The sequence below is a fragment of the bacterium genome (assembly GCA_028821235.1).
GTDB lineage: Bacteria > Actinomycetota > Acidimicrobiia > Spongiisociales > Spongiisociaceae > Spongiisocius.
Window position 1 is genome coordinate 1 of sequence record JAPPGV010000063.1, and the last position, 20,920, is coordinate 20,920.

At 66.3% G+C, this 20,920-nt stretch carries 18 protein-coding genes; 8 read left to right on the forward strand and 10 right to left on the reverse strand.

The annotated features are described in order from the left end of the window. Positions 1–70: 70 nt before the first annotated feature. Complete coding sequence (locus OXK16_06745; protein ID MDE0375642.1) at positions 71–1,399, reverse strand: PQQ-dependent sugar dehydrogenase; 1,329 nt, start codon at positions 1,397–1,399, stop codon at positions 71–73. An 85-nt stretch (positions 1,400–1,484) separates the two neighbouring features. Between OXK16_06745 and OXK16_06750 the strand changes: the two genes are divergently transcribed. Together OXK16_06750 and OXK16_06755 are read left to right on the forward strand one after the other, a co-directional pair. Next, complete coding sequence (locus OXK16_06750; protein MDE0375643.1) at positions 1,485–2,816, forward strand: MFS transporter; 1,332 nt, start codon at positions 1,485–1,487, stop codon at positions 2,814–2,816. Between the two features lie 84 nt (positions 2,817–2,900). After that, on the forward strand, positions 2,901–3,464 hold the full coding sequence (locus OXK16_06755; protein ID MDE0375644.1) for an SRPBCC family protein: 564 nt from the start codon (positions 2,901–2,903) through the stop codon (positions 3,462–3,464). 44 nt (positions 3,465–3,508) lie between these two features. On the opposite strand, the gene serC is transcribed toward OXK16_06755, so the two are convergent. Beyond that, positions 3,509–4,630 (reverse strand): phosphoserine transaminase, encoded by a 1,122-nt coding sequence (serC, locus tag OXK16_06760; protein MDE0375645.1) that lies wholly within the window; start codon positions 4,628–4,630, stop codon positions 3,509–3,511. A gap of 71 nt (positions 4,631–4,701) precedes the next feature. On the opposite strand from serC, the gene OXK16_06765 reads away from it, so the two are divergent. Together OXK16_06765 and OXK16_06770 are read left to right on the forward strand one after the other, a co-directional pair. After that, on the forward strand, positions 4,702–5,868 hold the full coding sequence (locus OXK16_06765; GenBank protein MDE0375646.1) for a pyridoxal phosphate-dependent aminotransferase: 1,167 nt from the start codon (positions 4,702–4,704) through the stop codon (positions 5,866–5,868). A 121-nt stretch (positions 5,869–5,989) separates the two neighbouring features. Next, positions 5,990–7,186 (forward strand): ATP-binding protein, encoded by a 1,197-nt coding sequence (locus OXK16_06770; protein MDE0375647.1) that lies wholly within the window; start codon positions 5,990–5,992, stop codon positions 7,184–7,186. Positions 7,187–7,388: 202 nt separating this feature from the next. Here the strand turns inward: OXK16_06770 and OXK16_06775 are convergent, their stop codons facing one another. From OXK16_06775 to OXK16_06790, 4 genes are all read right to left on the reverse strand, one after another. Continuing rightward, complete coding sequence (locus OXK16_06775; protein ID MDE0375648.1) at positions 7,389–8,000, reverse strand: hypothetical protein; 612 nt, start codon at positions 7,998–8,000, stop codon at positions 7,389–7,391. A gap of 157 nt (positions 8,001–8,157) precedes the next feature. Beyond that, a complete protein-coding gene (locus tag OXK16_06780) occupies positions 8,158–10,413 on the reverse strand; it encodes a molybdopterin-dependent oxidoreductase (GenBank protein ID MDE0375649.1) in 2,256 nt (751 codons plus the stop codon). Continuing rightward, complete coding sequence (locus OXK16_06785; GenBank protein ID MDE0375650.1) at positions 10,410–10,865, reverse strand: (2Fe-2S)-binding protein; 456 nt, start codon at positions 10,863–10,865, stop codon at positions 10,410–10,412. Before OXK16_06785 ends, OXK16_06780 begins: the two co-directional genes overlap by 4 nt. Next, positions 10,862–11,665, reverse strand: coding sequence for an FAD binding domain-containing protein (locus OXK16_06790; protein MDE0375651.1), 804 nt, complete (start codon positions 11,663–11,665; stop codon positions 10,862–10,864). Before OXK16_06790 ends, OXK16_06785 begins: the two co-directional genes overlap by 4 nt. 125 nt (positions 11,666–11,790) lie before the next feature. Between OXK16_06790 and OXK16_06795 the strand changes: the two genes are divergently transcribed. Continuing rightward, positions 11,791–12,768: a diacylglycerol kinase family protein gene (locus OXK16_06795; GenBank protein ID MDE0375652.1), complete on the forward strand. Its 978-nt coding sequence runs from the start codon at positions 11,791–11,793 to the stop codon at positions 12,766–12,768. A gap of 31 nt (positions 12,769–12,799) precedes the next feature. Beyond that, complete coding sequence (locus OXK16_06800; protein MDE0375653.1) at positions 12,800–14,698, forward strand: VanW family protein; 1,899 nt, start codon at positions 12,800–12,802, stop codon at positions 14,696–14,698. A gap of 395 nt (positions 14,699–15,093) precedes the next feature. Here OXK16_06800 and OXK16_06805 read toward each other — a convergent pair whose 3' ends face one another. Continuing rightward, on the reverse strand, positions 15,094–15,399 hold the full coding sequence (locus tag OXK16_06805; protein MDE0375654.1) for a hypothetical protein: 306 nt from the start codon (positions 15,397–15,399) through the stop codon (positions 15,094–15,096). A gap of 133 nt (positions 15,400–15,532) precedes the next feature. Beyond that, entirely contained in the window at positions 15,533–16,993 is a 1,461-nt protein-coding gene (gene pyk, locus OXK16_06810; protein MDE0375655.1) for a pyruvate kinase, read from the reverse strand. Between the two features lie 144 nt (positions 16,994–17,137). Here pyk and OXK16_06815 point away from each other — a divergent pair, with 144 nt between their 5' ends. Beyond that, positions 17,138–17,548, forward strand: a complete 411-nt coding sequence (locus OXK16_06815; GenBank protein MDE0375656.1) for a DUF1761 domain-containing protein — start codon at positions 17,138–17,140, stop codon at positions 17,546–17,548. A 338-nt stretch (positions 17,549–17,886) separates the two neighbouring features. Then, positions 17,887–18,789: a cation diffusion facilitator family transporter gene (locus OXK16_06820; protein MDE0375657.1), complete on the forward strand. Its 903-nt coding sequence runs from the start codon at positions 17,887–17,889 to the stop codon at positions 18,787–18,789. A gap of 122 nt (positions 18,790–18,911) precedes the next feature. Here OXK16_06820 and OXK16_06825 read toward each other — a convergent pair whose 3' ends face one another. Then, a complete protein-coding gene (locus OXK16_06825; GenBank protein MDE0375658.1) occupies positions 18,912–19,853 on the reverse strand; it encodes an ABC transporter permease subunit in 942 nt (313 codons plus the stop codon). Further along, entirely contained in the window at positions 19,850–20,788 is a 939-nt protein-coding gene (locus tag OXK16_06830) for an ABC transporter permease (GenBank protein ID MDE0375659.1), read from the reverse strand. Before OXK16_06830 ends, OXK16_06825 begins: the two co-directional genes overlap by 4 nt. Positions 20,789–20,920 lie beyond the last annotated feature (132 nt).

The following is a 20,920-nucleotide window of genomic DNA, read 5'->3' on the forward strand; positions in this document are numbered from 1 at the left end:
TGGACGTAGCGTTCCTCAACCCTTTCGATTACCAATTGACCGGTTGACCTCGGTATCTAAGCGGTTGTGGTCATCCGCGGTCGGCTTCCAGGCGGAGGACTGAACCGGAGGCGGTGAGGACGTATACCTCTCCGGCGTGGTCCGTACCGAAGGCGACCACCTGCCCGGCGTTGCCGACCTGGTCGGTCCAGTCGTGCGGTTCGTCGAAGGGTTCCTCTATCGGGAAGCTGCGCAGGTAGCCGCCGCAGTAGTCGGAGAACAGGTAGTGCCCGTACAGCTCGGGGATCTCCGCACCCCGGTACACCACTCCCCCGGTGATCGAGCAGGTCCCCGAGTCGGCGTGCGAGATTTCCAACACCGGGAGGGTCAGGCCCGAGGCATCGCAGTCCGAGGGGGGATCGAAGCAGTGGAGCCCTTCGGTGATCGGCCAGCCGTAGTTCAACCCGCCGGCGGCGACCGGCGCCACCGAGACCTCCTCGAAGAGGTTCTGGCCCACGTCGGCGATGACGATCAGGCCGGACGGATGGTCGATCACGAACCTCCACGGATTGCGAAGGCCGATCGACCACACATCCGGCGCGGGGAAGGGATTGCCGGGGGCGGGAGACGCAATGCCGGGCACGGAGACATCGAACCGGAGCAGGGCGCCCAGGGGGGTCCGCTCGTTCTGGCCGTGGCCGAACTGGTCATTCGCCCCGCCGCCGTCGCCGAGGCCCACGTAGAGGTAGCCGTCGGGGCCGAAGGCGATCGTCCCTCCGTTGTGGTTGGCGGCGGGTTGGGCAAGGCGGAACAGCACGGCCCCCTCTGCGTCCACCGCACCGTCCGCAACCGTGTATTCCGCCAAGACCGTGTCCCCGTTAAGCGCCGAGTAGTGGACGAAGAGGCGGCCGGAATCCGGGTAGTCGGGATGGAAGGCGAATCCCAGCAGGCCCTGCTCGCCCCGGTTGCGGACCCGATCGCTGATGTCGAGAAACGGCGCGCCGGCGAGCCCGCCGGCCCCGTACAGCCACACGCGGCCCTCCTTCGAGGCGATTGCCAGGAGGGAGGTTCCGGGCACCGGCGCCAGATCGATCGGGAACGGTAGGTTCGCCACCTCGCGATAGGCGAGGGAACGGAGCGGCGGGAGGGTCGTGGTGGTCACAATCTCCGAAGCGGCCACCGTTGACGGAGGCGAGGTCGTAGTGGTCGGCTCGGGTACCTCCTCCGATATCCGCTCCGTGGTGTCTACTTCGGCCACCGCCACGGAGGTCGTAGTGCTTGCCAGAACGGGCGCCGCCGTGGTCGAGGTGGGGGTGGACGTCGTGGTGGTCGGCGCCGTGACCACATCGGGCTGCTCGGGCGCGCCGCAAGCCACCAGCGTCAACACGAGAACGATCGGTGCCGTGGCCCATCTGCGCATGCCGAGACAGTATCGCCCTGAGACAACTAGCGCCGGACCCGGCCGGTGCTACCGTCCGATAGTCCCCGATCCTGGATTCCGACGCTTGACCGAGCTGGTACGAAACGACCGCAAGACCATCTTCGGTTGGGCCATGTACGACTGGGCCAACTCCGCCTTCATCACCACTCTCGGCGCGGTGGTCGCCCCGTTCTTCTCCTCGGTGATCGTGCCTGAAGGCGGGTGGAACGGCTGGTCGGCCGAGACCATCTGGGCGGCCGTGGTGTCCATCGGCTCCACGGTCCTGTTCCTGAGCATGCCGATCCTCGGGGCGATCGCCGATTTCAACTCGGCCAAGCGCAGGTTCCTCCGCAACTGCGCCGTGGCGGGGGGAGTCCTGGCGCTGATGCTGCCCTTCGTGCCCGACGGCGCGGTTCCGTTGTTCCTCGTGATAGCCGTCACCGCCCACATCGGGTTCGTGGCGTCCAACGTCTTCTACGACGCGTTCCTGCCGGGCCTGACCACCGACGACACCATCGACCGGGTGTCCTCCAAGGGCTACGCTTTCGGCTACGTGGGCGGTGGGCTCTATCTTGCGCTGGGTCTGGCCCTGATCCTGTCCAGCGGAGACGGCGGCTTCACGGGGCTGTCGACCAGCGGTGCCGCCCGCGTCGTGATCTTCGGCTCCGGATTGTGGTGGATGGGGTTCGCCGCCTACGCCCTGCGCCGCCTGCCGGAGGTGGGCGAGGCCTCCCCGTTGCCCTCCCGCTACCGCGGGATGCGACCCTGGCGGGCATATGCGGCTATCGGCTTCGGCAGGACCATCGGCACGGCCAGGAAGCTGGTCGGGTACCCGCAACTGCTGCTGTTCGTGGTGGCCTTTCTCTTCTACAACGACGGTACCCAGACTGTGATCAACATCTCGGGGTCGTACGCATCCGAGACCCTGGATCTCGAACTCGCGGAGATCTCGACGGCTTTTCTCATCGTCCAGTTCGTCGCCTTCGGGGGGGCGCTCTTCTTCGGGATGCTTGCTGACCGGATCGGCGCGAAGCGGGCCATAATCTGGTCTCTGGTCGGCTGGTCCCTCATCGTCGTGGCGGCCTACTTCCTGCCCGCCGGAGAGGCCATGCCGTTCTACATCATCGCCTTGGTGGTCGGATGGGTGCTCGGGGGCGTGCAGGCGCTCAGCCGCAGCCTGTACGCGACGATGATTCCGGAGCAGGCCGCCGCCGAGTTCTTCGGCTTCTACAGCGTCTTCTCCAAGTTCTCGGCCATCTGGGGGCCGCTCGTGTTCAGCGTCGTGAGCCACAGGACCGGATCCGGGCGCCCGGCCGTTCTCTCGATCGTCGCGTTCTTCGTGATCGGAGGCTTCCTGCTGGCGAAGGTGAACGTGGACGAGGCGCGGGCTTCAGCAAAGGAGTGGACCGCCGGTTGAGACGGGTCGGATGGTCGGGCGGGTTACCGGGCAGCGGCCATGCCGGACAGCGCCACTACCATGCCCGAGTCTCGGGAGGTAAAGATGAAGATCACGCAAGAGTTCCAGGTGGCCGGCGCTCCCGCCAACGTGTTCGGCTTTTTCCAGGACGTGGCATCGGTGGCCCAATGCATGCCGGGCGCGGAGCTCACCGACGACCACGGCGACGGCAGCTACACCGGATCGGTCTCGGTCCGGCTCGGCCCGATGACGGCTCGGTTCGAGGGCCGGGCCACCATCACGTCCGACCCGGAGACGATGACCGGCAACATCGTCGGCAAGGGTGTGGATAGGCGGGGCGGTTCGCGAGGCAACGTGACGGTGGACTACGCGCTGGCGGCCTCGGATGGAGGCACCACGGTGGCCGTCGATGCCGACATCACCATTTCCGGCACGGCGGCGCAGTTCGGCCGTACCGGGCTCCTGAACCAGCTCACGCAGCGCCTGATCCAGCAGTTCGTGGACTGCCTGGAGGCGAAGCTCGGGGCGGAGGACCCCGAGGATGCCGCCGCTATCGAAGCCGGAGAGGTGAAAGGCGTTTCCCTGGTCGCCTCCACGGTGGGCTCCAGTGTGGCGAAGGGCGCCAAGAAACTGCTCGGACGCGATTAGTTACTATTTGTCAGTTGCTAGTTAGTAGTGTTACAAACTAGCAACTAATTGAGGCTCGCTTCGATCACATACTCCAGGCAGGCGATGAACGCCTCCATATCCGAGCGGGGTATGGAGGGCCAGAGCCCGATACGGAGATGGTTTCCGTCCTTGTGATAGGGCTCCGTGTCCACGATCCCGTTGGCCCGCAGGGTGGCGGCCAGATGGGCCCAGGACAACGGCCGGTGGAAGTCGATGGTGGCGCCGACCTGCGAGCGCATGCTCGGCTCCGGCACGAACGGCTCCGCCATCGGGTGTTTCTCGGCCCATCCGTAGAGCAACGCGGCGTTGGCGGCACACCTCTCGGAGGACCAGGCCAGGCCGCCCTGCGCGTTCATCCACTCCACGGTGTCGGCCAGCATGAAGATCGTGCCGAGAGCGGGGGTGTTGTAGGTCTGGTCCTTGACCGACTGTGACACCGCAGACGACAGCGACAGGAACGGGGGAATCCACCGGCCCGATCCCGCGATCCTCTCGATCCTCTCCAGCGCTCTCGGCGAACACAGGGCTAAGTACAGCCCGCCGTCCGCTCCGAAGGCCTTCTGCGGCGAGAAGAAGTAGACGTCGAACTGCCTGGGGTCGACCTGCGTCGCCCCGGCCGCGGACGTGGCATCCACCACGGTCAGGCCGTCCGCCTCCACCCGCCGGACGGGCATGGTGACCCCGGTGGAGGTCTCGTTGTGGGTTAGGGCATAGAGATCGATGCGGTCCGATGGAGACGGCATGGGATGCGTACCGCGCGGCGACTCGATCACGTCGGGCTCTTCAAGGTGGGGGGCGCCGGAAACCACTCCGACGAACTTCGAGGAGAACGCTCCGAACTTGAGGTGCTGGCTGGCCCGTTCGATCAGGCCGAAGGCGGCAGCGTCCCAGAAACCGGAGGCGCCGCCGTTGCCGAGCACCACCTCGTAGCCGTCGGGCAGGTCGAACAGTTCGGTGAGCCCGGACCGGACCCGCCCGACCATATGCCGCACCGTGAGCTGGCGGTGCGAGGTGCCCATGTAGGACGAGCCCGATTCCGCGAGGCGGTCCAACGTGCTCTGGCGCACCCTGGTGGGGCCGCATCCGAACCGGCCGTCGGCGGGCAGCAGATGGCGCGGGATACGGATCGAGGTGTCTTCTTGCATGTCTATCGTTCCCTCTCCAGGACCCCGATGCGGAGAACGTGATGTCAGGATTATCGCAGCGAATCGAATCCATGGCCGAATCGGCCACGATGGCGATCACCGCCAAGGCGAGGGCCTTGCGGGCCGCCGGTCACGACGTGATCGGCTACGGCGCGGGCGAGCCGGACTTCCCCACCCCCGAACCGATCGTGGCGGCCGCCAGAGCCGCTGCCGCCGACGTTGCCATGCACAAGTACACCCCGGCGCCCGGCCTCCCGGAACTGCGGGAGGCTGTTGCCGACAAGACCCTGCGGGACTCGGGCTACGAGGTGGCGCCGTCGCAGGTGATCGTCACCAACGGGGGCAAGCAGGGCGTCTACACGGGGATCCACTGCCTGGTCGATCCCGGTGACGAGGTGCTGCTGCCGGCGCCCTTCTGGGTCACCTACCCGGCGGTGGTGGAACTGGCCGGCGGGGTAACCATCCCCATCGACACCGATGAGACCAGCGGGTTCAAGGTGACAGTGGACCAACTGGAGGCCGCTTACACCCCCCGGACCAAGCTGCTGATCTTCGTCTCCCCCTCTAATCCGACCGGTGCGGTGTACAGCGCCGCGGAAGTAGCGGAGATCGGCCGTTGGGCGGTGGATCGCGGGGTGTGGGTGCTGACCGACGAGATCTACGAACACCTCGTGTACGGGGACGCCTCGTTCGCGTCGCTGCCGGTGGAGGTCCCGGAACTGGCCGAACGTTGCGTGATCGTCAACGGGGTGGCGAAGACCTACGCCATGACCGGCTGGAGGGTCGGCTGGATGGTCGCTCCGGACCACGTGATCAGAGGGGCGACCAAGCTGCAGGGCCACCTGACGTCCAACGTCGGCAACATCGCGCAGGCCGGCGCCGTCGCGGCCGTGTCCGGCCCCCTCGACGACGTCCACATGATGCGGGAGGCCTTCGATCGGCGCCGGAAGATCATGCACCGGATGCTCAACGAGACCCGGGGCATCGAATGCATCGAACCCGAAGGGGCCTTCTACTGCTTCGCCTCTGTTCGCGGAGCACTCGGCCGCCGCGTCGGCGACGCCCGCCCCGCCACCTCCCTGGAACTCGCCGACGTCTGCATAGACCAGGCCGGAGTCGCCTTCGTTCCGGGCGAGGCATTCGGGGCACCCGGGTACGCCCGCTTCTCCTACGCCCTAGGCGACGATGACCTGGTAACCGGTCTGTCCAGGCTCCAAGACCTCCTGGGAACCGCCTGACAGAAACCGCAGTGTCGATTTACTCAATACTTTGAGTAAAATTACTCAGTATGTTGAGTAATTCGTTAGACTGGGTCCGTTTCTCCGGCAAGAGCTAGGCCATCTCATGTTTCCGGATCCTGTGTCCGCTGGCTTCGTAAGGCCCCAAGCCGACGAGCTCACGCGCAGGTTGTCCGAACCGCGCCGGTTCATCCAGGTGGTTACCGGACCTCGACAGGTCGGTAAGACCACCATGGTGCTCCAGGCGACCGAGCGGTCCGGGCTCCCGACGCACTACGCGACCGCTGATCTCCCGACAGCACATCCGGAGCGTTGGATCGAACAGCAGTGGGAGGCAGCCCGTCTGCTGGTTGATCGGGCCGATCGGGACGGGGCGGTACTCGTCCTGGACGAGATACAGAAGGTCCCAGGGTGGTCCGAGGTGGTCAAGTACCTGTGGGATGAGGACACCCGCCTGGCCAGACCCCTGAAGGTTGTCATCCTCGGCTCTGCCCCACTGCTGGTCCGGCGAGGCCTCGGCGAGAGCCTGGCCGGTCGGTTCGAATCGATACGGGCACCCCACTGGAGCTTCGACGAGATGCGTACTGCCTTCGGCTGGGATGTCGAACAGTACATCTTCTACGGGGCATATCCGGGGGCTGCCTCGCTAGTGCAGCAACCGGATCGTTGGGCTCGCTACATCCGAGATTCGCTCATAGAACCCGTTCTGTCGCGGGACATCTTGCTGCTCTCCCGTGTGGACAAACCAGCCCTTCTGAGACAGGTGTTCAACCTCGGATGTGCCTACTCGGGTCAGATCCTCTCTTACACGAAGATGCTCGGGCAACTCCAGGATGCCGGCAACACCACGACCATCGCCCACTACCTCGACCTGTTGGGCGGAGCCGGGCTCGTGATCGGTCTCCGGAAGTACTCGGGCGGAGTAGTGCGGCGCCGGTCATCCAGCCCCAAGCTACAGGTCCTCAACACGGCTCTTATCGCCGCCCTGTCCGGCTCGGGCTTTGACGAGGCTCGTCAACGTCCGGATTTCTGGGGCCGGGTGGTGGAGTCGGCAATCGGCGCCCACCTGGCGAACGCCGCCTCGGCGGGCCTCTGCGAGGTCTACTACTGGAGGGATCGCAACCGCGAGGTCGACTTCGTCGTCCGATCCGGCGACCGGCTGGTAGCCATCGAGGTCAAGAGCGGTCGCGCGCCCCGAGCCCAGCCGGGGATCGACGCCTTCTCCGATGCCCACCGACCATCCCGAACTCTGCTAGTCGGCGGCGGGGGAATCGACATCGGATGGTTCCTGTCGACACCCATCACTGAGTGGTTGTGATCTCACCAGCGAACAGAACGACGGGCGCCGATGGTCGCACCCACTGCCCACAAGCCGTGTATCTGCGCGGTCCGGGCTCCATGAGACGACTCGAGACGATTCAATATGACATAACCAAAACAGTCAGATCCTCATTTGTGTGATTGACTCATAAGTGGACCTGAGCGTTCCAGTCGACACTGTCGGGCGGGTCGGTAGCCCGTCAGTTGAGGTAGTCACAGACGTGGTCGGCGAAGGTTGTGGTCGCTTCGACCATCCGCCCCGCCTCGGCCCAGTCCCATTCGCTTCCCCCGGTGTGGAGGCTGTTATCAAACTCCAAGGTGCCTAACAGGTCGAGAAGAGCAAAGCAGACGTAAAGGCGGGCCTGGGTTGATCCCGGGGTTGCTGAGGCTATATCGAGAGCGTTTGACACCCGCACTATGGCCTCTAGCACCGGGAGCGATGGCGGTTCCTCTGGCCAGGCATTCACCCAGCGGGCTTCCTCCCACAGATCGATCGCTACCGGAACAGTGGTGGGTGGGACGGTTGAGGTAGTGGTGGCCGGTCCCTCATTCGCCATAGTTGTCGTTGTGGCGGCTCGGGTTGTGGTTGAGGTGGTGGTGGGCTGGGGTCTAGTGGTGCTAGTTGTGGCGGTAGGTATGCAGCGCCCTAGCACTTCTCCAACCATGTCGTCCGGCCCGCATACCGGCAGAGTGGTAGTGGTCGGCGTCGGGATGTTCTCGGAGATCAGATAGCCAGCGGCTACCCCGACGATCAGAACCAGAAGGATCGTGACGGCGGTAACAATCTTACGGATGAGTTCGTCCCTCGACACCTTGTCTATACCGTGCTCGTAGATGGCGGGGGGCTAGCCCGCTTGTTCTAGACCCGACACTCGGTCGGTTAGAGCTTCCCTGTCCGCCATAAGGCCGGTGACGTTTCCTATCAGAGTAGTAACACTCTTCTCCATCTTTCCCATCCGGCGCTCTACCTTATCCATCCGGGTCAAGATGGACCCCAACGCGAGAACCGAGGGCGACGTGTTCGGGTCTCACGGGGGTGCGGTTGAGTTCCAGGCCGGTGGCGTCGCGGATGGCGGCTACCACTGCGGCCGTGGACGAGACGGTGGGCGGCTCCCCCACTCCCTTGGCGCCGAAGGGGCCGAACGAACTCGGTTCCTCGATCACCTCGATCTCTATGGGCGGGGCGTCCAGGAAGGTGGGCAGCAGGTAGTCGGTGAAGGTGGGGTTCTTGATCACGCCGTCCTCGACCACGATCTCCTCGAGGGTGGCCAGGCCGATCCCTTGCATGGTCCCGCCCTCTATCTGGCCCACCACCGACCTGGGGTTGATCATGAAGCCCACGTCCTGGACCGTGTCGACCTGCACCACCCGGAAGAGCCCCAGTTCCTGGTCCACATCGACCACGGCCCTATGCGCCGCGAAGGCGAAGTCCACGTGGATGTCGCCCTGGCCGTTGTCATCCGGCGCGTCCGTCTGCTGATGGTGGAACCGGGTGTGGTACTCGATGCTCTCCCGTCCGACCAGGTCCTCCATCGGAGTCACGAGGACTCCGTCCTTCCAGACTCCCTCGCCATCGAGTTCGTCGCCCCCGCCCCGCTCCAGGGCGATCCGGCGGGCCATCCGCGCCGCCTCCATGACCGCTCCCCCGGTCATCTGGGTCTGGCGGGAGGCCGACGTGGAGCCGGCCGACCCGATCTTGGACGTGTCGTCGTAGTAGACCACCACATCCTCGATGCCGAGGACGGTCCGTGCGATCTGCGCGCACGCCATTCCGAGACCCTGGCCCACCTCGACCGCCGCCGTGTGCACCTCCACACCGAACGGGGTTATGGCGACCCTGGCCTCCGCGTAGTCGTCGAAGCCGCCCGAGAAGCAGAGGTTCTTGAGCCCGACCGCGTACCCGACCCCCCGCCTCACCATCGGCCGGGAGGTGGTCAGCCCGGTACCGCCCGGTAACAGGCGTGGATCGTCGCTGCGGTTCTCATCCGGCAGGGGCATGCGGCGAAGCCTCTCGAGAATCTCTGTGACCGGCGCCGACGTGTCGATCACCTGCCCCGATGTGGCCAGAGGATCCCCGCGGCGCACGGCGTTGTGGATCCTGAGCTCCACCCGGTCCATGCCCAAGGCATCGGCCAGCTTGTCCATCTGGGCCTCGTGACCGAAGCAGGCCTGCACCGCCCCGAAGCCCCGCATCGCTCCGCAGGGCGGGTTGTTGGTCCGTACGGCCACCCCTTCCACCGACACCGAGTCGCACCGGTAGGGACCGGCGGCGTGGTAGACAGCGTTGCCCACTACCGAGTCGCTGGTCGAGCGGTAGGCGCCCCCGTCGATGATGATCCTCGCCTCGATGCGGCGGAGGGTTCCGTCGGGATCGGCCTCATGGCGCATCCACAGCTGGGCCGGATGGCGGTGGACGTGGCCCACGAAGCTCTCCGCCCGGCTGTACTCCATCTTCACTGGCCGTCCCGTGTACAGGGCGAGCAGGCAGAGGTGGATCTGGAGGCTGACATCCTCCCGCGCCCCGAAAGCGCCCCCGACCCCGGCATGGTGGACCCGCACCATGTCCTCGTCCACCCCCAGGCCGGCCACGATCTGATCACGGTCCACATGGGTCCACTGGGTGGCGATGTGGAGATCGACCCCGCCCTGCCCGTCGGGAATCGCCAGGCCGGACTCGGTGCCGAGCGGGGCCTGGTCCTGCATCCCCACCTCGTAGTAGCCCTCCACGACCACGGCCCCGGACGCATCCTGGGGGCCTCGCCGACATCTGGCCCGGTGGAACGCGGAGTCCCGGCGGTCGGCCTCCTCCGGGTCGGTGAGCGGCTCCAGCACCTCGTACTCGATCTCGATGGCTTCCACCGCCCGGCGAGCGGTCTCGGGGTTGTCAGCCGCGACCAGCGCCACCGCCTGGCCCCAGTACTCGACCAGGTCCGTGGCGAGGATCGGCTGGTCCGTGGACTCCAGACCGAAGGCATTGAGACCCGGGACGTCGTCGCCGACGAGGACGGCATGGACGCCGGTCATGGCCACGGCAGGGCCGATGTCGAGCCCGGTGATCCTCGCCTTCGGATGGGGGCTCCGGAGGGTGGCGCCGAAGAGCATGCGGTCCATGTAGAGATCGCCCGAGTAGAGGTAGGTACCGTCCACCTTCGGGATCCCGTCGGTTCGGGAGGTCGACTCGCCGACGCCATCCCGGACGGTGCGGGACCTCACCCGGGTGGTCATCGGCCCCCCACCAACGTCTCCAGGCCTCGGAGAATGGCGCCGTAACCGGTGCACCGGCAGATGTTGCCGGCCAATGCCTCGCGCATCTCGTCGGACGAAGGGGTCGGGTTCTCCTCGAGGAGAGCCGCCGCGGCGACCACGAAACCCGGGGTGCAGAAGCCGCACTGCACCGCCCCCGAATCCACCAGGGCCTTCTGCACGGGATGGAGTTCCGGCCCGCCCATGCCTTCGATCGTGACGACCTCCGAACCCTCGGCGTCCGCCGCCATCACCAGGCAGGAACACACCAGCTCCCCATCCAGCAGCACCGAGCACGACCCGCACTCCCCCTGCTCGCAAGCCCCCTTGGAGCCGGTCAGATGGAGGTAGTCGCGGAGGGCGAACAGCAGGCTCTCGGAACCCTTCACGTCGCACACCCGTGCCTCACCGTTCACGGTCATCTGCACTCTCATGACGACAGGCACCTTTCGAGTAGGCGGCGGGCCAGGACGCCGGAGGCGTGACGCCGGTAGTCGCTGGTCCCCCGATGATCCGTGATGGGGCTCACCTCCTCTGACACCAACCGGGCGAACTCCTCGAGCGCCGCCGGGCCGGGATCGGCTTCCTCCGAGATCATCTCCTCGGCCCGCCGGGCCCGGATCGGCGTGGGGCCCACGGAGCCGAGCGCCACCCGGGTGCGGCCGTCCCGCCACCTGAAGACGCAGGCCGCGACGATGGAGATGACCATGGCGCTTCGCTGGCCGATCTTGGCGAACTCCTGGAAGTCGGGGAGATCCTCCGGCAGCACCGCGGCGGTGATCAGCTCGTCGGGACGGCGGGCCGTCCGCTTCACACCGGTGAAGAACTCGTCCCAGGGCAGCCGGCGCGTTCCCGACGTGGAGTGAAGCTCGATCTCGGCGTCCAGGCCGGCGAGGAAGGGAAGGGAGTCTCCTGCCGGGCTGGCGGTCCCGATGTTCCCGCCGATGGTCCCCGCCGCCCTGATCTGGGGAGAGCCGATGGTGCGGGCCAGCTGCGCGAGGGCGGTGTGGTCACCCGACTCGAGACGCCGGAAGGTCACGCCCGCGCCGATCCGGCGCCGGGAGACGTCCTGGATGTCTTCCAGCCTCCGCAACGCCACGACCGTCTCCGGGCGGATCTGGTCGAAGTTGACCTCCACCATCAGGTCGGTTCCTCCCGCCAGCAGCACGGCTTCGGGATGCGCGGCAAGCGCACCGACGGCCTCATCGATGTCGGCCGGATGTACTACTTCCATGACTGCGCGGTCCGTTCTCGGGATCGGGCTGTGCTCTCAGGATACCAACGGGGATCCCTTTGGCGGCGCAACCCACACGCCCCCGGCCAACAGGTAAGCAGGGGATCCCCTCCTAACCTGGCCGGATGGCGCGGATCCTGCTTTGTACCAATCCTTCGGCCTCCGGGTTCACCGGCGGGCTCCACCGATCGGTGGTGGCGCGGCTCCGGGAGAGCTACGAGGTCGAGACCGAGTGGCCCGGGACCACCGCCGAGGCCCGATCGATCAGCGCCGCCGCCGCAGCCGACCGGTTCGACGTGGTGGTCGCCATGGGCGGGGACGGCGTGGTCCACCACATAGCCAACGGCCTAGCCGGGACCGGCACCGCCCTCGGGATCATCCCGGCGGGAACCACCAACGTGCTCGCCCGGATACTGGGCCTCCCCCGCAATCCCCGGGCCGCCACCGAGTTCATCTGCGGGAGACCGCCGGTGGCGGCCGTGCCGACCGCCATGCTCACCCTCGACCATGGGGAGTCGGGCGTGGAGAGCCGGCTGGCCACGTTCTCGTGCGGCGCCGGGTTCGACGCCGCCGTCGTGGAGCGGGCCGAGCAGGAGCCTCATCGCAAGTACCGCTTCTCGGGGCTGCACTATGCCCGCTCGGCTGCCTCGGTCGCCTGGACCGGCTTCTCCGAACGGCCACCCGATCTGGAGGTGACCACAAGGGACCGGTCAGCCGGGGCGGTGGCCGTGTTCGTCAGCCTGTACGACCGATACACCTACTTCGGGCGCATCCCCGTCCGCTTCGGATCCCACGAGCCCGGCACGCTGTCGGTGCTCGTGGCCCGCGAGCTGCCGAGACGGCGCCTGGTCTCCATCCTGCGACGGGTCGTCACCGGCGCCGCGCTGTCCGGCGCTGAGGGACTCGAGGTCTGGACCGGCGTCACCTCCGTGGAGGTGTCGGCACCCGGCGGGTTCCCGGCCCAGGCTGACGGCGAATTGCTTAGGTCGCCGGTGAAGTTCTCGGTCGCCGCGCGCCCCGACCACCTCCGGGTGCTGAAGCCCGGATCCCCGGAGCAGCCCGGACCCGACGACATTCCCGGAAAAGGCCCGGATGGCGGGTAACATCCGGCGCGGTGGTTGGCAATGAGTCCTCATGTCCGGTTCGCGCCGTCTAGTCCTCTTCCTCGGAGTTCCGATCCTCGCGCTGGGGGTCCTGGCCGTGGTGATCATGAACCAGGACGGCACCACCCCCGGACCGGGTAACGGCGGCGGAACCGCAACCACCCGCCTCGACCCCTCCCGGCTGGAAGCGATATCCGCGCTCGCCGACCTGGAGAACATCCTGGCGCTGACGCCGATCCGGATCGAGGTGAGCGAGTCCAGCTTCAGCCTGCTGCCGGCGGCCATCGGCTTCGACCTGGACGAGGACGCCACGCTCGACACGGCGCTGGCAGACCGCTCGTTGGACGCGATCCTCGAAGACCTCCAGCGCAGGGGCGACGACTCTGGGGCCGGCCTGCCCTGGGCGATCTCGGGAACCATTGACGAGACCGCCCTCGACGGACTGCTGGACCTGTACGAATCGGCTCTGGTAGCACCCGATGAGGGCGGTATCGACATCCGCGGCTCGACGCCGGTGGCACGCTTCCCCCGAGCCGGCTTCGTGATCGATCGGGCCGTGGCCCGCAACCGGATCGTCGAAGCCTTACTCGGCCAACCCCGCGCCGACGCGGTGCGGTTGCCGACGGTCGAGGTGCAACCCGTCCTGCCCAGGGCCGCGGTGAACGCGGCTCTGGAAGAGGCCACCGTGCTGCTGGCGGGACCGGTCACCCTGACCCGCACCGACCCCGCCGCCACCCTCCACCTCGATGTCGGCCAGCTGGGCCGCGCCCTCACCACCGAGGTGGTCACGGACCCGAGTCCGGGTCTCCGGGTCGCCTTCGATCGGGATGTGATCAACGGGTATCTGAATCCTCTCCGATCAGGCTTCGAGGCGCCGCCGCGGAACGCCTACATCCTGATCGACGACCAGGAGACGATCACCTACGTCCCGGGATTCCCGGGCGCTCTCTTGGATGTCGACCTGGTGATCAGGGCGATCAACCAGGCGACCCGCCGGGAATCGCGCCAGTCCACCCTTCCCCTCCAGACCGGCGTGGAGCCCGAGATAACCGCCCAGGAGCTGGCCGCCATGGGTCCGCTCAGCCTGATCAGCGAGTTCACCACCAAGCACAACTGCTGCCAGCCGAGGGTCCAGAACATCCACCTGTTCGCCGATGTCATGGACAACGTCAACGTGCTACCGGGGGAAACCCTCTCGCTCAACGAGACGGTGGGAGAGCGAACCCTGGAGCGGGGCTTCCTGCCCGCCCCCACCATCATCCGGGGAGAGATCGAAGACCAGGTGGGCGGCGGCGTCAGCCAGTTCGCCAGCACTTTCTACAACGCGGTGTTCTGGGCCGGGCTCGAGGTCATCGACCACAAGCCCCACAGTTACTACTTCTCGCGCTACCCGATGGGCATCGAGGCCACGGTCAGCTGGCCCGTGCCCGACCTCGTGTTCCGGAACGACACCGATACGCCTCTCGTCATCAAGACCGCGTACACGAGGACCTCGATCACCGTCAGGTTCTACGGCAACAACTCGGATCGGGAGGTGACGGCCTCGGTGTCGGGGCGCTACCAACCGGTGCCTTATCCCACCGAGTACGTCCCGAACCCCGAGGTGATGCCCTGGGACGAACCGATGGAGGTCCAGCAGGGCGCCGATGGATGGAGCGTCACGGTTACCAGAGACATCGCCTTCACCGACGGCACCACCTCCCATGAGGAGTGGAAGGTTCGCTACCGGCCCTGGGCGCACCGGTTCGAGGTCCACCCGTGCCAGCTGCCCGAGGATGCGGAGGACTACACCGGGGACCCATGCCCGCCCAGTCCCGACTTCCCCGACGGCTTCCCCGTCACCCTGCCTCCCGACCCGAACGCCGAAGAGCTCGTGGAGGAAGGCGCGACCGGGGAAGGCGAGACCACAGAAAGCGAAACCGGCGAGTAGCAGACCACCTAGCGTCCCGTGTCTTTGGTCGCCGTGTTTCTGCGACGTGTGGCCGTGGCGGATTCCTCGGGCGCCGCGCCTGACAAGGGGGTTGAAAGTGTCACGGACCCGTCGCATACTGCCCCGCAGCCACAAGCACCGCCGGTTTCCTGCTTTTCGACGTCGAGGGAACCGGAACCGGGATCAATTCGGGAGCGGACCCGCAGGGGGATAGCGGACCGCGCACGGACCGAAGGAGGTGGTGGCTGGGGGATGGGCCCGCCGGGGTGGGGCGTGTTCTCGCGATTTTCGCGTTCTCGTCGTATCGGGCGTGGATGATGAACTACCGAACCTGAACGGTCAGCTAGGGACGGCCGATCCCCCTGCCTGCGACAACACAGTCTCGAGAGAAACGGTTAGGAGTCGTCCCGGTAGAAGGCGAGCGAGTGGCGGATGGTGTCGGACATCTCGGTCACGAGGTCGTCGGTCCAGCCTCCGAAGCGGCGCACCGAGATCGTGTTGGAAAACACGTAGACCGAAGTCAGCGACGGGGTCACCTCGAACAGCGCGGCCGCCAGCCGGGCGGGGAAGGTATCGGCCTGTCCGGCCGCCTCGGCGCTCCGGTACGTCTCACCCTCCTGACCCGAGAGGCTCCGGTCGGTGTCGAAGACCGCCACGTCCCCCAGCAGTAGGTGATCGACTTCGATCAGCTGGCCCAACATTCTCCTCCCGCATCGAGCCCCGGAACCGTCGCGGCTGCTGTGCAACCCTGCAACGAGGCGGTCGCATGGTAGCCGACCCCGGTACCGGTAGTCCGCCTCGGGCCAGGCCGTGGGAGTTCGCCTTCCCGGCGCCTCATGGACGGCCGCGGTGGCCGGCTCTCCAAGACGCTCTCAGGCGCTCGCCGATCACGTGCAGCTTGACCAGGTTGGTCTTGGCCTGGGTATTGGGAGGCGTGCCCGCGATCATCACCACTCCCTCGCCCCGCTCGCACACCCCCTCCTTCTCCAGGTACTTCTCGGCAGCGGCGAACATCAGGTCGGTGGACGCCCTCGGCTCGAACCGGATCGGGGTAACCCCCCAGAAGAGGGCCATGCGGCGCCGGATCCTCCCGCTCGGAGCGAACACCATGATGTCCGCCGAAGGCCGGTACTTTGACAGCAACCGGGCGGTGCCACCCGACTCGGTGAAGGCCACGATGGTCCTGAACCCCAGGTTGCGGGCCGCCTCGGTGGCCGCCTTGGCGGTGGCCGAGGCGAACGTCATCGTGCTCTCCAGGAACTCTATGGCATCGGCGCCGGTCATCTGCTGATCCCGGTAGCGCTCGGCCTCCACACAGATGGACGACATGGCCTCGACCACCCGGGCCGGATGGCGCCCCACCGCCGTCTCCGCCGAGAGCATGACGGCATCCGTGCCCGAGGCGACCGCGTTGGCCACGTCGGTCACCTCCGCCCGGCTGGGCCGCAAGGCGGTGACCATCGACTCCAGCATCTCGGTGGCGGTTATCGAGATGAGCCCGGCCTGGTTGGTCCGATGCAGTATGTTGGCCTGAATATTGGGGATCGTCTCCAGCGGCAGCTCGACGCCCAGGTCACCGCGGGCCACCATCACGCCGTCGGCCTGATCCAGGATCGAGTCGAGATTGCTGTAGGCCAGGGCCAGCTCCACCTTGGCGATGACCGGGGTGGAGCCGCCGGCCAGCTCGCGCACCTGCGATATGTCCTCGCCCCGCTTTACGAACGAGGCGGCCACGTAGTCCACGCCCATCTGCCGGCCCAGCTCGAGATCCACCTGATCCTTCTCGGTGACCGGCCCCAACTCGAGATCGCTGTCGGGGAAGGCGATCCCCTTGCGGTCGGGCAACTCCCCACCTCGTTCGATGAGGACCGTCAACCCCTCGCCGTCCGATCCGGTGACCCGACCCTCGATCAGTCCGTCGGCCATCACCACCCGTGCCCCCGTGCCCACGTCGTCGGGCAGCCGCGGATAGTCGACCGGGATCAGGTCGGGACCGCCCTCGTCCCCGGTCACGGCAAGGCGGACGGTCGCCCCCTGCGGCAGATCGACAGAGCCGCCCCGGAAGTGCCCCACCCGCGTCTTCGGCCCCTGGATGTCCTGGAGGATGGCGATGGAACGGCCCACCTCGGCGGCGGCCTGGCGTATCCACTTGATCATCCGGACGTGTGACTCGTGGTCGCCGTGGCTGAAGTTGAGCCGGGCGACGTCCATCCCGGCCTGCACCAGCCCCCGGACCGCGTCCAGATCGGCCACCGCCGGGCCCATCGTGGCCACGATCTTCGTCCTGCGCCGCATAGCTCCACGTTATGAAGGTGGCAGCAGGTATCAAAGCACCAACCGCTCGTAGGGGCGATCCCGGTGGGGCCGGCGGGCGAACTCCGGGTGAAAGCTCAGGTCTCCGGCGTTCCTACACTGCGAGCACATCACGAATGGAGGACCGTGCTCTCACTCAGCGGACTGAACTGGCTAGCGATCATCGTCGCGGCCATAGCGTTCTTCGGCCTGGCCGCCATCTGGTACCAACCGAAGGTCATGGGCACGAAGTGGATGGAAGCAGCCGGGGTCGACCCTTCGTCCTCCGACGGACCCAAGCCCATCTTCTTCGTGGTCACCTTCGTCGCCTACCTGATGATGGCGACCGTACTGGCCATGATCGCCCGCGGCACGGGCGCCTCCACCTTTGGTGAAGGACTGGTCCTGGGCCTCCTGACCGGATTCGCATTCGTAGCCCTCCAAGCCATGGTCAACGCCATATACGAAGGACGGGGACGGTGGATCGTCCGCGCCAACGGCGGAATCGGCATCATCGGCCACACCGCAATGGCCGTAATAGTCACTATGTGGGCATGATCAAGCCGGGTCCTTAACCCTCAGGACCGGGCACCGGTGCTCGGGCGATCCCTACTCTCAACAACTGATCACCGGAGCACTCGTGGGGATAGCGGAGGCCGGTCCCGGACCAACTCGGATCAGCGACCCGGCGACCCGGTCTCGAACTCTACATAGAAGGGGCCGATGGTAAGCTGCCGGTCTCCAATCGCGATCGGAGATTGCAGCAAAACTGCACTCGCGGTCGCGACCACAACGCACGCCAGAAGGTGATCCCGTCAGCAGCAAGACCACCTTTGGACCGGACGCGCTCGTCCGGTTGGGCTCCTCATCGTTTCCTCAAGACCGAGGATGTCACGGTGAGTGAGGCTCACGATCACACGCGCGCAGGGCGCGACACCCACGTTCGTGCCTTGGCGATCTCCTTCGGGTTGGTGGCCGTGTTCATGGTGGTCGAGTTCGTGGGCGCGATCCTCAGCGGATCCCTGGCCCTCCTGTCGGATGCCGGGCACATGGCAACCGATGCTCTGGGACTCGGCATGGCTCTGGCGGCGCGGATTGCCGCGCGCCGGCCGGCCGACAAGTTACGTCACACCTACGGTCTGTACCGCGTGGAGATATTCGCGGCACTGGCGAACGCAGTCCTACTGCTCGGCGTCGGCGGGTATGTCCTTTACGAAGCGTTCGGGAGGTTACAGGCTCCGCCCGAGGTCCTCCCGGTCACCATGCTCGTCGTAGGTTCCCTCGGGTTGGTGGTGAACCTGATCAGCTGGCGCCTGCTTCGCACCGGCGCCAAGGAGTCGCTCAACGTCGAAGGGGCCTACCTGGAGGTGCTTGCCGACCTGCTCGGCTCGATCGCCGTCCTGGTCGCCGCCCTTGCCATCCAGGTAGCCGGACTGCTCATCATCGATGCCGTGGTGGGCGCGCTGGTCGGGCTCTTCATCGTGCCGCGGGCAGTCCGGCTCGGGTGGAAGGCTCTACGGATACTGGCACAGCTGGCCCCCAAGGATGCGGACCTGGAGACGATCACCGCCCAGCTGGGCGCGATCGAGGGAGTGACTGACGTACACGATCTGCATGTGTGGACACTGACCTCCGAGATGGAAGTCGCCACGGTCCACTTGATGACCGGAGCCGACGTCGATGCCCACAGGGTTCTGGACGAGGCCAAGGCGATACTCGACGTGAACCATGGAATCGATCATGCCACGTTCCAGGTGGAGCCCGAGACCCACGTCGAGTGCGCCGAACCCTCCTGGTAAACGACCGAGAGCTGCGGTTGTACCAACCGGCAAGCGCTCGCGCATCGCCGTGGTTTATCCGGCCGGGGCCCTCCGCTTTGTGCCATCTTCCCAGGGGCGTAACGGACCCCTCCCACAACCTGTCAGCTTGCTTGCTCCTCGGCGACCAAACTCGCTGAGATCGTCGCGTGGGCGGCTCGGGCGTCGAAGGCGTGGCTCAGGCCTTGCCCAGCCAGGGTCACTGCCAGAGCCGAAATGAAGATGGCCAGGCCGGGGAAGATGATGAGCCACGGCTCCCTCTGCATATACGGCTGCGCCTCGCGCAGCATCGCACCCCAGTCGGCATCCGGCGGCTGAACACCGAGACCCAGGTAGGAGAGGGCCCCGATGCGTATCAGCATGTGCCCGAACCGCAAGAACCCCATCGCGAGGACCGGATTGATCGTGTGGGGAACTATGTGACGGGTGATGATGAACCAGCGCGAGCATCCGAGTGCCTCAGCGGCCTCTATGAACTGTTGGCTGTTGATGCTCAACGTCTGCCCTCGCACCAGCCGCGCGTAGGGAGTCCATCCCAGGAATGACAGCGCGAGGATCAGGCTGAAGAAGCCGGGTCCCAGTATCGCAACGATGACCAGGGCGATGATGAACGTCGGGAAACCCAGGGAGAGGTCGACGAAACGCATCGCAGCCTCGTCGAAGAATCCCCCGATCTGCCCACTGGCCGCGCCGATCAGAGTGCCCACGACGATCGATATGACGACCGATATCGCAGCGATGAAAAGGGCCAACCGGCCGCCGTACAGCAGCCGGCTGAGCACGTCACGACCGAAGTTGTCCACTCCGAGCCAATGCGCCCCGCTCGGCCCGGTGAGCCGGTTGATCAGATCGATCTCATTCGGGTCATATGGGGCAATCCACGGGGCGGCGAAAGCGAGCAACATGATCACCGTGATCGTGATCAAGCCGATCTTCCCGGTCCAAGGAGTCCGGCTCCAGATGGCGGCAATCGAGAAAATGTTGCTATGGCCCCCGCGCGCCTTCTTTTCCGGCGGCGCAGCCTGGGCGGTCTCCAGGGCCGTCATCGCCTGAGCTTGACCGTGGGATCGATGACTGTGTACAGCAGGTCGGCGAGCACGTTGAATACCACCGCCAGCGCCACAATCGTCATCAGGCCTGCCTGGATGAGCGGGATGTCCGAGTTGAGAACTCCTTCGTACATGAGCCGTCCCATCCCGGGGACGGCAAAGATCACTTCGACTACAACGGACCCGCCGAGGAGGCCTGCGAACCACATAGCGAATACGGAGAGGACGGGTAGAGAGGCGTTGCGGATGCCATGCCTGACGACGGTTTTCGCGTAGGAGAGCCCCCGGGCTCGAGCGGCGGTTATGTAGGGAGACGAGAGGACGTCAAGCATCGCGGCTCGGCTTATGCGAGTGATGTAGGCGATCGGCCGCAAGGCCAAGGTCAACGCCGGGAGAACCAGGTACTCCGGGCCGCGGAGACCCGCTGACGGTACCAACCCGAGGGTGAGAGCGAACAGGAGGATGAGCAAGGGCCCCAGCCAGTACTCCGGTATGGCTACGCCTGTCTGCGTAACGGCGACGATGGCGTTGTCCAACCATCCCCCGCGCCGCGCCGCGGCGAGCGCCCCCATCGGCAACGACACCAGAAGGCTGAACGTCAGCGTGACAGTGGTCAACAGGAATGTGATCTGAAGGGCGTTGACCAGCAACTCGCCGACCGGCTCCTTACTTACCATCGAGTAACCGAGGTCCCCTTCCAGGGCGCTGCCGAGCCAGCGCTGGTACTGGACGAACAGGCTCTCGTTCAGACCCAACTCTTCACGAATCGCCTCGAGGACCTCCTCGTCCGGGGCCCGCTCGGCGACGCGAGACTGAAGAATCTCTCGAGCCGGATCACGACCGGTCACGTACGGCACGAAGAAGGCGAAGATGGATACTACGAGGAGGACAACGGCGACGAAGCCCAAGCGACGCAGCGCGAACATCAGCATCGTGATGCCCCCGCCGGTCGAGCGCAAGATCGGCGCCGAATGGTTCTGGCTCGCCGATCGACTCGTAACAGTCGATGGCTTCGTTGCAGGCCCTGCGGAGTTGGCCGACGAGCCATAGCGCGAGCCGGACTG

Coding starts and splice junctions, on each gene's coding strand:
- OXK16_06745 (MDE0375642.1), bottom strand. CDS start 1,399: ATGCGCAGATGGGCCACGGCACCGATCGTTCTCGTGTTGACGCTGGTG.
- OXK16_06755 (MDE0375644.1), top strand. CDS start 2,901: ATGAAGATCACGCAAGAGTTCCAGGTGGCCGGCGCTCCCGCCAACGTG.
- serC (MDE0375645.1), bottom strand. CDS start 4,630: ATGCAAGAAGACACCTCGATCCGTATCCCGCGCCATCTGCTGCCCGCC.
- OXK16_06765 (MDE0375646.1), top strand. CDS start 4,702: ATGGCCGAATCGGCCACGATGGCGATCACCGCCAAGGCGAGGGCCTTG.
- OXK16_06780 (MDE0375649.1), bottom strand. CDS start 10,413: ATGACCACCCGGGTGAGGTCCCGCACCGTCCGGGATGGCGTCGGCGAG.
- OXK16_06785 (MDE0375650.1), bottom strand. CDS start 10,865: ATGAGAGTGCAGATGACCGTGAACGGTGAGGCACGGGTGTGCGACGTG.
- OXK16_06790 (MDE0375651.1), bottom strand. CDS start 11,665: ATGGAAGTAGTACATCCGGCCGACATCGATGAGGCCGTCGGTGCGCTT.
- OXK16_06795 (MDE0375652.1), top strand. CDS start 11,791: ATGGCGCGGATCCTGCTTTGTACCAATCCTTCGGCCTCCGGGTTCACC.
- OXK16_06800 (MDE0375653.1), top strand. CDS start 12,800: ATGTCCGGTTCGCGCCGTCTAGTCCTCTTCCTCGGAGTTCCGATCCTC.
- OXK16_06805 (MDE0375654.1), bottom strand. CDS start 15,399: ATGTTGGGCCAGCTGATCGAAGTCGATCACCTACTGCTGGGGGACGTG.
- pyk (MDE0375655.1), bottom strand. CDS start 16,993: ATGCGGCGCAGGACGAAGATCGTGGCCACGATGGGCCCGGCGGTGGCC.
- OXK16_06825 (MDE0375658.1), bottom strand. CDS start 19,853: ATGACGGCCCTGGAGACCGCCCAGGCTGCGCCGCCGGAAAAGAAGGCG.
- OXK16_06830 (MDE0375659.1), bottom strand. CDS start 20,788: ATGCTGATGTTCGCGCTGCGTCGCTTGGGCTTCGTCGCCGTTGTCCTC.